Source organism: Actinacidiphila sp. bgisy160 (genome assembly GCF_965342435.1).
In the GTDB taxonomy this organism is placed as follows: domain Bacteria; phylum Actinomycetota; class Actinomycetes; order Streptomycetales; family Streptomycetaceae; genus Actinacidiphila.
On the sequence record NZ_CBDRCM010000025.1, the window covers coordinates 68,192 to 79,194 of the forward strand.

Consider the following 11,003-nt stretch of genomic DNA (forward strand, 5'->3'; position numbering starts at 1 on the left):
CAGTATGAGCCCACGGGTGGCCGTGCCGAACGTGAGGAGGCCGCATGCGCGTAGCACTGTTCGTCACTTGCGTGAACGACACGCTGTACCCCGAGACGGGGAAGGCCGTCGTGACCCTGCTGGAGCGGCTGGGGGTGACCGTGCACTTCCCCGCCGCGCAGACCTGCTGTGGCCAGCCGCAGTTCAACACAGGCTACCGGCACGAGACGGAGCCCCTGGTCAAGCGATACACCAAGGCCTTCGAGGGCTACGACTACATCGTCACCCCGTCCGGTTCATGCGCCGCGATGGTGCGCGACAACTACCCCCGCATCGGCGACCGCGCCCGCGCTGAGGGGCGGGGCGAGGCCCTCGCCGCCGCCGCCGCGTCCGTCGTGCCGCGCACCTACGAGCTGACCGCGTTCCTCACCGACGTGCTCAAGGTGACGGACGTCGGCGCCTACTTCCCCTACCCCGTCACCTATCATCCGACCTGTCATGGCCTGCGGATGCTGGGGCTGGGCCGGCGCCCGCAGGAGCTGCTCAGACATGTGAAGGGGCTGGAGCTGGTCGAGCTGCCCGGCGCCGAGGAGTGCTGCGGCTTCGGCGGCACCTTCGCGGTCAAGAACGCGGCCGTGTCCGCGGCGATGGGCGCGGACAAGGCCCGCAACATCACCTCCACCGGCGCGCGCGCCGTGTGCACGGTGGACAACTCCTGCCTGATGCACATCGGCGGCACTCTCGCCCGGCTCGGCGCCGAGGTGCGGCCGGTCCACCTCGCCGAGATCCTCGCGTCGACCGAGGAGCAGCCCTACGGAGGCATCCGATGAGCGGCACCTACCTGGGCATGCCCGCCTTTCACGTCGCCGCCGGCGAGGCCGTGCGCAACACGACGCTGCGCGGCAACCTGCGGCACGCCACCCACACCATCCGGGACAAGCGGGCCCGCGCCGTCGCCGAACTCGACGACTGGCAGCAACTGCGCGCGGCGGGCAAGCAGATCAAGGACGACGTGCTGCGCCATCTCGACCACTACCTGGTGCGCCTGGAGGAGGCGGTCACCGCCGCGGGCGGCACCGTCCACTGGGCAGCCGACGCGGACGAGGCCAACCGCGTGGTGGCGGACCTGGTGCGCGCCACCGGTGAGACCGAGGTCGTCAAGGTCAAGTCCATGGCGACCCAGGAGATCGGCCTCAACGAGGCGCTCGCCAAGGCCGGGATCTCCGCCTACGAGACGGACCTGGCCGAGCTGATCGTGCAGCTCGGCGACGACCTGCCGAGCCACATCCTCGTGCCCGCGATTCACCGCAACCGCTCCGAGATCCGCGACATCTTCACCGGCGCCATGGGCCGCTGGGGCCGTCCCGCGCCCGAGGGGCTGTCGGACTCCCCCGCCGAACTGGCCGAGGCCGCACGGCTCCACCTGCGGGAGAAGTTCCTGCGCGCCAAGGTCGGCATCTCGGGCGCCAACTTCATGATCGCCGAGACCGGCACCCTGGTCGTGGTGGAGTCCGAGGGCAACGGCCGCATGTGCCTGACGCTGCCCGAGACCCTGATCTCGGTGGTCGGCATCGAGAAGGTGCTGCCGAGCTGGCAGGACCTCGAGGTGTTCCTACAGCTCCTGCCGCGCTCCTCCACGGCCGAGCGGATGAACCCGTACACGAGCACCTGGACCGGGACCACCGACGAGGACGGGCCGCGCACCTTTCACCTCGTCCTGGTGGACAACGGCCGCACCGACACCCTCGCCGACGAGGTGGGCCGGCAGGCCCTGCGCTGCATCCGCTGCTCGGCCTGCCTCAACGTCTGCCCCGTCTACGAGCGGGCGGGAGGGCACGCCTATGGCTCCGCCTACCCGGGGCCGATCGGCGCCATCCTCACCCCGCAGCTCCGGGGCACGGACACCGCGCTCGACGCCTCGCTCCCGTACGCCTCGTCCCTCTGCGGCGCCTGCTACGAGGTGTGCCCGGTCGCCATCGACATCCCGGAGGTCCTCGTCCACCTGCGCGAACGCGTGGTGCAGGGCGGCGAGGTGACCCGGGCGGGCAACAAGGTGACGCTCAGGCCCGCCAAGGGCCACGCGGCGGAGCGGGCGGCCATGCGCGCGGCGCGCTGGACGCTGGACCACCCCGGGGCGTTGCGCGCCGGCCAGCGCCTGGCGTCGCGGACCCGCAGGTTCCACCCGAGGCGGCTGCCAGGGCCCGGGAAGGCGTGGACCGACACCCGGGACGTCCCGTCGGTGCCGGCGGAGTCCTTCCGTGACTGGTGGCGGCGCACCCGGGGACCGGGCGCCGCGGGCGCCGCGGGCGCCGGCACCGGCACCGGCACCGAGAGCAGGGAGGGCACCAAGTGAGCGGCAGCCGTGACCAGATCCTGGGGCGGATCCGCCGCGCCCTCGCCGGCGCGCCGCACCAGGCGGCACCGGCGCGCGGCGCGGTGGACCGCGATTATCTGCGCGTCCATGGGCGGCGGGACCCGGCGCAAACCGCCGACCTGCTGGCCGAGAACCTCGCCGACTACCGGGCGATCGTCCACCGCGCCACCGGCGAAGAGCTGCCCGGCCGCCTCGCGGGGCTGCTGGCCGCGCGGGGCGCCCGCCGCATCGTCGTCCCGCCCGGCCTGCCGGAGCAGTGGCTGTCGGCGGTGCGGAACGTGGAACGAATGGCCGACTCCGCCGAGCTGACGGCGCGCGATCTGGACGCCTTCGACAGCGTCGTCACCGGCTGCGCGGTGGCGATCGCGGAGACCGGGACCATCGTGCTGGACGCCGGACCCGACCAGGGGCGGCGCAGGATCACGCTCGTCCCGGACCATCATGTCGTCGTCGTGCGCGTTCCGGAGCAGCTCGTGGACTCGGTGCCGCAGGCGCTGGAACGGCTCGACCCCGTCCGGCCGTTGACGTGGATCTCCGGGCCCTCGGCCACCAGCGACATCGAGCTGGACCGGGTGGAGGGCGTGCACGGGCCACGCACGCTGGAGGTCGTGCTCGTGACGGACTGACCGCGGGGCGCTCATTTGGCGTCCGCGTAGCACTCGACCACGTGGGTCTGCAGCGGGAAGGGCACCGGCGTCGGGCCGAAGAGCAGGCGCCGGGCCTCCTCCGCGGACTCCGCGACGGCGCGCTCCACGGCGGGGGCCAGCTCCTGGGGCGTGTGCACGATGACCTCGTCGTGCAGGAAGAACACCAGGCGGGCCCGTGCGTCCAGCGCGGTCAGGCGGCGGCGCAGGGAGGCCAGCACGGCCAGCGCCCATTCGGCGGCCGTGGCCTGGATGACGAAGTTGCGGGTGAAGCGGCCCCAGGCGCGGGCCTGGGTGTCGGTGAGCTCCTGAGGGTCGGCGGACGGGGCCGGTGACGTACGCCCGAGGTGGGACCGGACGACGCCGCCGCCCTCCCCGGTGCGGGCGGCGGACTCCACCAGGCGCATGGCGTCCGGGAAACGGCGGCGCAGCACCTCGAGCAGCGGCCCCACCTCACCGCTGGTCTGGCCGTACATCGCGCCCAGCAGGCCCAGTTTGGCCCGCGCGCGGTCACCGCCGAAGGCCGTGCGCGCGAGGGCGGCGTACAAGTCGCCCTCGGCGGCGGCCGCCGCCAGCCCGGGATCGCCGGAGAGGGCGGCCAGGACGCGGGGTTCCAGCTGGCCCGCGTCGGCGACCACCAGCCGGTGCCCGGGGTCGGCGACCACGGCGGCGCGGAGCTGCCGGGGGATCTGCAGGGCGCCGCCGCCGCGGGTGGCCCAGCGGCCGGAGACGACACCGCCGACGACGTACTCCGGGTGGAACCGGCCGGTGGGCGCCCACTGTTCACGCCAGGCCCAGCCGTGGGCGCTGTGGATGCGGGAGAGCTCCTTGTAGCGCAGCAGCAGCGCGGCGGCCGGGTGCTCGACCTCGCGCAGCACATGGGAACGGGTCGAGCTGATCCGCACGCCCACGCGCTCGAAGGCGGGCAGCAACTGGACGGGGGAGTCGGGGTTGACCGGGCGGCCCAGCGCTTCCTGGATGCCGGTTGCGAGCTCGGACAGCACCTTGGGGCGGACACCGCCCGCCGGACGGGGGCCCAGCAGACCGGTGAGCACCGCGTCGTGGGCGGCGGCGCTCCAGGGCAGGCCGTCCCAGCTCATCTCGGCGGCGGCCAGGGCGCCGGCGGACTCGGCGGCGCACAGCAGGCGCAGCCGGTCGGGGTGTTCGGACAGGGCGATCCGGCGCTGCTGGTCGGCGTGGACGGCGACCACGGCCTCCAGCGGGTCGGTGCCCGGCGGCAGGTGGTGGCGGTCGGCGGCGAAGAGCACCGGCTGATCGTCGGGGCCGCCCTCGCGCGCGTCGTCCGGCACCGGGAGACCGCGCAGCCGGGCCCAGGCGGCGCCGAGCGAACGGGGCAGGCCCCAGCGCTCCTCCGCACCGAGCAGCAGGGATTCGACGAGCTTGAGGTCGTGGCACCGGGCCGGACGTGCCGGCAGCCGTTCCAGCAGCGGCGGGTAGATCTCGTCGGTCGCCGCCCACACCCAGCGCGGCGCCTGCCGGGCCTCGCGATCGGCGACGGCCGCCGCGAGGTCGCCGACGGTCTGCGGGGGACCGTCCGCGGTGCCGTCCTCGCGCAGCACCTGCAGCCGCCCGCCGGTCCCCAGGGAATCGGCGACGACGGCGACGGACAGGGTCCTGGGCGAGGTCACCGTTCGAGAGTAGAACGAGGCACCGACAACGTCCTGCGGGCCGGTCAGGGGGCCTGCCGCAGCTCACCTTCAGGCCCACAGCACCAGCCGCGCCCGGAGCGGCAGCCGGGCGCAGGCGGCGTTCCGCAGGAGCACGGGCCGCCACCGCCGGTCCCGGGCCCCCTTCACGTTTGCGGGGCGTACGGCGGTGGGGAGGCCCGCCGTCGGCAGGGGGTTCGCCCGGCGGGTACGCGGCAGCGCCATGCCCGCGGCAAGCACCAGGTCCACGGCGCCGCTGACGTAGGTCCGAATGCGGCTCGCCGGGCAGGGGCGTGCGGGACGATCGCGCCGAAGGGCCGCGGCATCACGAAGTGGGCGGTGCCCGCGGCGAGGAGTCCGGCCGGCAGCAGGGCGGAACGGTCGGACGCGGCCGTCGGGTACCTCCTGAGGACTCCGCGGCCTCCGCGGCGCCGCTCACGTCGGCGCCGGTGGCCCGGCCCGTCGCTGATCGGCCGGGCCGGGGTGAGCTCGCCGGCTCACCGGGGTCTACGGGGCGGTGCCGGCTGGTCCGGTGAAGGGCGGCAGGGCCGCGAAGTCCGGGGCGACGTGGAGCGAGACGGCGAGTTGGGCGAGCGCGTCCCGGACCCGGGTGAGGGGGTGTTCCGGGAAGTGCACGTCGTAGTGGGGGGCATCACCCCAGTGGAAGGGCAGGCCCTGCCTCAGGTCGGAGGCGTACGGGTGGGGCATGAAGTAGCGCTCGGGGCCGAGTTCGATGAGCACCTGCGCCTCCCGGGCGCCGGTCGTGCCCTGCTCCAAAGCCTGCACCTTCACGACGGCGCTGCACGAGGCGCGGGGCAGGGTGTAGCTGCCCAGGAACGCCTGGCCGGTGGGGCGGTCGGGCAGGGGGACCTTGATGACCTGCCGCAGCGTGGGCACCGTTCCCAGGTGCAGGACGTCGGCCTCGATGAGGCCGCCGCCCGCCCCGGCCGTGTAGTGGGCCAGGGCGTGCCGCAGGCGCGGCAGGTCATCCAGGGGCGCGGGTATGTCCGGCGGCACGTCGAACCAGTGCAGGCTGACGAGGTCGCCGTGGTCATTGGTCCAGGCGTCCGTCTCGATCTGCCGGTAGCCGGGGAGTTCCGCCCCCGCGATGGGTCCCATGGCCGAGGATCATGCCGTATGGACGAGTTGGGCGTCACGGCGGATCAGGGCGGCGTAGCGGCCGTCCAGGGCGAGCAGTTCGTCGTGGCTGCCGCGTTCGACGATCCGGCCGTGGTCGAGGACGACGATCTGGTCGGCGTCGCGGACGGTGGACAGCCGATGGGCGATGGTGATGGTCGTGCGGCCCGCCGAGAGGGCGTCGATGGCGTCCTGGACGGCGTGTTCGGTACGGGTGTCCAGCGCGCTGGTGGCCTCGTCGAGGATGAGGACCGCGGGGTCGCGCAGGATCGTCCGAGCGATGGCCAGGCGCTGCTTCTCACCTCCGGAGAAACGGTAGCCGCGTTCGCCGACGACGGTGTCGTAGCCGTCGGGCAGGCCCGCGATGTGGTCGTGGATCTGCGCGGCGCGGGCGGCGGCGACGACCTCCTCGTCGGTGGCGTCGGGCTTTGCGAAGCGCAGGTTCTCGGCGACCGAGGCGTGGAAGAGGTATGTCTCCTGGGAGACGACGCCGACCGACGCGGCGAGCGTGTCGAAGGCGAGGTCCCGCACGTCGACGCCGTCGAGCGTGACGCGCCCTTCGGTGACGTCGTACAGCCGGGGCACGAGGTAGCTCAGGGTGCTCTTGCCGGAGCCGGTGGCGCCGACGACGGCGAGGCTGCCGCCGGCCGGGACCGCCAGGTCGATGCCGTCGAGGGTGCGCCCCGGCGAGGCGGGGTCGTAGGAGAAGCCGACGTTCTCGAAGCGGATGTCGCCGCGGACGCACGGGATGCGTATCGGGTCGTCCTTCTCGGTGATGTCGACGGGCAGGTCGAGGTACTCGAAGATGCGCTGGAAGAGCGCGAGTGAGGTCTGCACCTGGACGCCGGTCGACAGCAGGCTGACGGTGGGCCGGAACAGGCCCTGCTGAAGCGAGACGAAGGCCACGAGCGTGCCGATGGACACGGTGCCGCCCGCTCCGTGGACGGCGATTCCGGCGACCCAGTAGATGAGCGCGGGCATCGCGGCCATGACCACGCCGATGGTGGACATGCGCCAGCGTCCGGCCATGTTGGAGCGCACCTCGAGGTCGACCAGCCGGTCGGACTCCTCGGCGAAGGAGCGGGTGAGGGAGTCGGCGCGTCCCATGGTGCGGCCGAGGAGGATGCCGCTGACCGACAGCGACTCGGTGACGATGGCGGACATCGCCGCCATCTGCTTCTGGCGCTGGGTAGTGATCTTCTTGCGTTCGGTGCCGACCCGGCGGCTGATCCACACGAAGACCGGGAGCAGCAGCAAGGAGGCGATGGTCAGCCGCCAGTCCAGGGCGATCATGGCGACGACGGTGGCCACGACGCTGGTGAGGTTGGAGACCAGCGAGGTCGCGGTGGAGGTGACGGTGGCCTGCATGCCGCCGATGTCGTTGGCTATGCGGGACTGCACCTCTCCGGTGCGGGTCCGGGTGAAGAAGGCGAGCGACATGCGTTGCAGCCGCTCGTAGACGGCGGTGCGCAGGTCGTGCATGACGCGCTGGCCGACCGTGGTGGAGATCAGGGTCTGCAGGACGCCGAACACGCTGTTGAGGACGGCGGTGGCGATCATGCCGAGGGCGAGCAGGCTCAACAGCCCGGTGCGGCCCTGCGGGATCGCGGTGTCGAGGATCTCGCGCAGCATGAAGGGCGAGGCGACCGAGACGAGCGAGGCGGCGCCGACGAGGAGCCCCACGAGGGTGAGGCGAGCGCGGTAAGGACGGAAGAGCCGCAGGACGCGGCGTACGTCGGTGGGACGGGTGGGATCCTTGGGCGGCGGGGTCCACCGCGGGGTTTCATCGGGGTGCAAAGGGCCTCCGAAAGGTCCGGGCATGGCTGGACGATGAGAGTGTAGTTCATTGTTACCTATACTCACAGTGAATTGCATCCTGATACCCTCTGACCATGGAATCCCGCACCTCCGCCGCGGACGCCGACGAGACCACCGGGCGCCTCGCCGACCAGTTGCTGTGGCTGACCCGTCGGCTGCACCGCACACAGCGGCGCCACCTGGAGCCGGTGGGCGTCACACCGGCCCAGGCACGCATGCTGCGCACGGTCGCGCACGTCCTCAAGCACGGGACCGCCCCCCGCATGGCCGACCTCGCCGAACGGCTGGATGTCGTGCCGCGCGCGGTGACAAGCCTGACCGACGCCCTGGAGCAGCGGGGGCTGGTCCGCAGGGTGCCCGACCCGGCGAACCGCAGGGTGGTGCGCATCGAGCTCACCGAGGAGGGCGACGAGGCCGTACGGCGGCTGCGCCGCGCCCGCCGGGCGGCGGCCGAGGAACTGCTCTCCCCCCTGGACGCGGACCAGCGCGATGCCCTGACGGAGTTGCTCGCCGTCCTGGACACCGCGCCGGGGCGCTGCTGAGGGGCCGGAGGACCGAGGGGCCGGGCGCGCCCTGACGCGCCAGGACCCCTCAGGCACGCCGGCGCGTCAGGTGCGCCAGGTGTCGCTCAGCGTCACCTTGCCGCTCGCGGGGACGGTCGCCGTGCGGTTGGCGCCGGACTCCCAGGTGACGTTCCCACTGCCGTCCTTCTTGATGTACTTGTACTCGAAGGACGTGCCCGCGCCCATGGAGACGTCGAGCTTCCACACCGGGTAGGCCGCCGAGGACAACGGGAGGGCGTTGCCGGTGTTCCAGTTGCCGAGCGCGGCGTTGTTGCCGACGACGTAGACGTTCTGGCCCCACACCGTGGTGGCGTTGACCGAGAAGGACGCACCGCTCGCGGGGGTCGTGCCGCCGCCGGCGCCGCAGGGGGCTCCGGCGTAGAGCGCCACCGCGTCATTGGCGCCGATGGTGGCGGTGAACCCGCCGTCCGAACCGACGGTGTAGGTGGCGCCGCTGTGCTGCACGTCACAATAGGTGCCGGCGGGCAGCGAGGTGGTGAAGGTCCGCGTCAGCGGGCCGCTCTCGTGGTTGATCGCAACGTAGCCCTTGCTGCCGCGCCCGAAGGCGATGGCGTTGTTCCCGTTGGACCACCAGTTGGTCACCGCGGTGCCGGCCACCGCGTTGCGGAAGCCCACCATGCCCGCGATCTGCGGCCAGGCGTGCTGGCACTTCCAGCCGTCGCTGTAGCAGGCGTTGACGGTGCCGCCGTTCGGCGGGCCGGCGTCGTTGTCGGAGAACTCGTAGCCGGAGTAGACGTTCGGCGAGCCGTAGGGCCAGGCCAGCATGTAGACGTTGGCCAGGGTGTAGGTCGCGCCGGCCTTGTAGTTGAGGGTCGAGCCGTTGCGCTCGGTGTCCCAGTTGTCGACGAAGGTGCGCGAACTGCCGCTCGGGAGGTAGCCCGCACCCCAGGAGGCGCCCCAGTTGCTGAGGTAGGCGAGCTTCTCGTTGCTGAAGATCCGCTTGAGGTCGTACGCGCCCTGGAAGGCGTCGACGTCACCGGTGCCGGTGTACTCGCCGGGCTGCACGGCCTCCCCGGAGCCGTAGATGACCTCCTGCGCCCAGAAGACGGAGGGGTTGCTGAGCTTGGCCTTGATGGCGGCCAGGTCCGCTGCCGCCATGTGCTTGGCGGCGTCGATACGGAATCCGTCGACGCCCAGTGAGATGAGGTTGTTCAGATACGCCGCGATCGTCGAGCGCACGTAGTCGCTGCCGGTGTTCAGGTCCGAGAGACCGACGAGTTCGCAGTTCTGGACGTTGTCGCGGTTGCCGTAGTCGGAAATGTTCGTCCGGCAGGAGTGGAAGTCCTGGTCCTGGTAGAACCCCGGGTAGTTGTACTTGCTGTACGACGTGCCGCCGGTACCGGTACCCGAGCCGGCACTCATGTGGTTGACGACGGCGTCGGCGATGACCTTCACCCCGGCGGCGTGACAGGTGTCGACCATGTTCCTGAAGGCCGTGCCATCGCCCAGCCGGCCCGCTATGCGGTAGCTGACGGGCTGGTAGGAGGTCCACCACTGCGCGCCCTGGACGTGCTCCTGGGGCGGCGACACCTCGACGTAGCCGTACCCGGCCGGGCCGAGGGTGTTGGTGCACTCCTTGGCGACCGAGGCGAACTTCCACTCGAAGAGGGTGGCGGTGACGTCCTTGCTCCCGGGCGGTGCTGCCTGGGCCGGCTGCTGCGAGACGCCGACGAGCCCTGCCGTGCTGAGCAGGGCGGCCAGACCCGCGCGCAGAAAACGCGATCTCATGGTGCGGCTCCTTCGTGTTCGGGCACAAAGGTGCCCCGAAGACAGCCACGCGCCGGGCCATCGAGTGTGGGGGCGGAATTCCCGCCCGTGGGAACTCCGGGTAGGAGACTGGCCCCACCACCGGGTAGCGTCAATACATCGCGTGGAAAAACTTTCAACTTCTTGCGGAAAGGACCTGCTTCGATCTTGCAGCCGCCCTGCCGGCCTTGCGGCAGGGCATTCTGAGCGGGCGTCAGGCCGCCAAGTGGGCCCGGTCCCCCATCACCACGACCGGGTGCAGCGCCGGGTCGAGCGTGCGCAGCAGATACTCCATGTCGGCCTTGGACTGGCTGACGCAGGCCGACGTGCCGCTGCCGTGGTCCATGTGCAGCCAGATGCCGCCGCCCTTGGACTGCCCCTGGGGGCGGGTCGGATCGAGCGGGGAGGTGCCCTTGACCCGGTTGTAGTCGATGGCGATGACGAGGTCGAAGTCGTGCCAGTGCGACCGGGACCACGACCGCGGCGCGGCGAAGGCGGAGGAGCGGTGGTACGGGAGCCGTGACCCCGGCTCGGCCAGTACGCCGCCCGCGTCCGACAGCGTGAAGACGCCCACGGGACTCTTCTTGTCCCCCTCGTGATGGTCGGTCGTCCAGCCGCGCTTGCCGTTGTGCCCGGACCACGAGCGCTCGCGCTTCCACAGGTCGCCCTGCCGAGTGTACAGCACGATGGCCGAGTCGGCCGATTCGGCACCGTCCCCGTACACCGCGACGACCTGGCGGGAGCCTGCCGGGATGCGGGACCGCAGCGTGGGACCGACGCCCGGTATCACACGTGTGGCAGCCGCCTGGGTGGCGCGCGGCGACTGCTTCACGGCTCGCCCCGGCGCGTCCTGGCGCTCTTCCACGCCCCTGGCACAGCCGGCGAGCAGCACAAGCGCCGCCGCGACGCCCACCGCCCCCGCCCCCGCCCCCGCCCCGCGCATCACTCGAACCGTCCCTCTTCCCGGCAGTCGCGTTCCATCTTCGCACCCTTCGACGAGGACGGACGCGGACCCTGGCCCGTTCCACTCGGTCCAGGAAAAACGGGTTGAATT

At 72.1% G+C, this 11,003-nt stretch carries 9 protein-coding genes and 1 pseudogene; 4 read left to right on the forward strand and 6 right to left on the reverse strand.

Annotation, left to right across the window (positions count from 1 at the left end; translation table 11 throughout):
- Window positions 1-44: 44 nt before the first annotated feature.
- From ACRWNP_RS20595 to ACRWNP_RS20605, 3 genes are read left to right on the forward strand one after another with little or no spacing between them, the layout of a single operon-like run.
- Window positions 45-809 (forward strand): (Fe-S)-binding protein, encoded by a 765-nt coding sequence (locus ACRWNP_RS20595; protein ID WP_431963417.1) that lies wholly within the window; start codon window positions 45-47, stop codon window positions 807-809.
- On the forward strand, window positions 806-2,332 hold the full coding sequence (locus ACRWNP_RS20600; protein ID WP_431963419.1) for a lactate utilization protein B: 1,527 nt from the start codon (window positions 806-808) through the stop codon (window positions 2,330-2,332). Before ACRWNP_RS20595 ends, ACRWNP_RS20600 begins: the two co-directional genes overlap by 4 nt.
- A complete protein-coding gene (locus ACRWNP_RS20605) occupies window positions 2,329-2,979 on the forward strand; it encodes a LutC/YkgG family protein (protein WP_431963421.1) in 651 nt (216 codons plus the stop codon). Before ACRWNP_RS20600 ends, ACRWNP_RS20605 begins: the two co-directional genes overlap by 4 nt.
- Window positions 2,980-2,990: 11 nt before the next feature.
- Here ACRWNP_RS20605 and ACRWNP_RS20610 read toward each other — a convergent pair whose 3' ends face one another.
- The 4 genes and pseudogenes from ACRWNP_RS20610 to ACRWNP_RS20625 form a co-directional block, all read right to left on the reverse strand.
- Window positions 2,991-4,646 (reverse strand): bifunctional 3'-5' exonuclease/DNA polymerase, encoded by a 1,656-nt coding sequence (locus ACRWNP_RS20610; RefSeq protein ID WP_431963423.1) that lies wholly within the window; start codon window positions 4,644-4,646, stop codon window positions 2,991-2,993.
- A 69-nt stretch (window positions 4,647-4,715) separates the two neighbouring features.
- A pseudogene (locus ACRWNP_RS20615) lies at window positions 4,716-5,035 on the reverse strand (DoxX family protein).
- A 136-nt stretch (window positions 5,036-5,171) separates the two neighbouring features.
- Window positions 5,172-5,783 (reverse strand): hypothetical protein, encoded by a 612-nt coding sequence (locus ACRWNP_RS20620; protein ID WP_431963425.1) that lies wholly within the window; start codon window positions 5,781-5,783, stop codon window positions 5,172-5,174.
- Window positions 5,784-5,792: 9 nt separating this feature from the next.
- Complete coding sequence (locus ACRWNP_RS20625) at window positions 5,793-7,598, reverse strand: ABC transporter ATP-binding protein (protein ID WP_431963484.1); 1,806 nt, start codon at window positions 7,596-7,598, stop codon at window positions 5,793-5,795.
- Window positions 7,599-7,693: 95 nt separating this feature from the next.
- Between ACRWNP_RS20625 and ACRWNP_RS20630 the strand changes: the two genes are divergently transcribed.
- Entirely contained in the window at window positions 7,694-8,161 is a 468-nt protein-coding gene (locus tag ACRWNP_RS20630; RefSeq protein WP_431963427.1) for a MarR family winged helix-turn-helix transcriptional regulator, read from the forward strand.
- A 66-nt stretch (window positions 8,162-8,227) separates the two neighbouring features.
- On the opposite strand, the gene ACRWNP_RS20635 is transcribed toward ACRWNP_RS20630, so the two are convergent.
- Window positions 8,228-9,931 carry a carbohydrate-binding module family 20 domain-containing protein gene (locus tag ACRWNP_RS20635; protein ID WP_431963429.1) on the reverse strand — a complete coding sequence of 568 codons (1,704 nt, stop codon included), beginning with the start codon at window positions 9,929-9,931 and terminating at the stop codon, window positions 8,228-8,230.
- Window positions 9,932-10,163: 232 nt separating this feature from the next.
- Window positions 10,164-10,892: a L,D-transpeptidase family protein gene (locus tag ACRWNP_RS20640; RefSeq protein ID WP_431963431.1), complete on the reverse strand. Its 729-nt coding sequence runs from the start codon at window positions 10,890-10,892 to the stop codon at window positions 10,164-10,166.
- Between the last annotated feature and the right edge of the window lie 111 nt (window positions 10,893-11,003).

What these genes read in the sequence shown, in the direction of transcription:
- ACRWNP_RS20640 (WP_431963431.1), bottom strand. Translation starts at nt 10,892, where the DNA reads ATGCGCGGGGCGGGGGCGGGGGCGGGGGCGGTGGGCGTCGCGGCGGCG.
- ACRWNP_RS20600 (WP_431963419.1), top strand. Translation starts at nt 806, where the DNA reads ATGAGCGGCACCTACCTGGGCATGCCCGCCTTTCACGTCGCCGCCGGC.
- ACRWNP_RS20595 (WP_431963417.1), top strand. Translation starts at nt 45, where the DNA reads ATGCGCGTAGCACTGTTCGTCACTTGCGTGAACGACACGCTGTACCCC.
- ACRWNP_RS20620 (WP_431963425.1), bottom strand. Translation starts at nt 5,783, where the DNA reads ATGGGACCCATCGCGGGGGCGGAACTCCCCGGCTACCGGCAGATCGAG.
- ACRWNP_RS20635 (WP_431963429.1), bottom strand. Translation starts at nt 9,931, where the DNA reads ATGAGATCGCGTTTTCTGCGCGCGGGTCTGGCCGCCCTGCTCAGCACG.
- ACRWNP_RS20630 (WP_431963427.1), top strand. Translation starts at nt 7,694, where the DNA reads ATGGAATCCCGCACCTCCGCCGCGGACGCCGACGAGACCACCGGGCGC.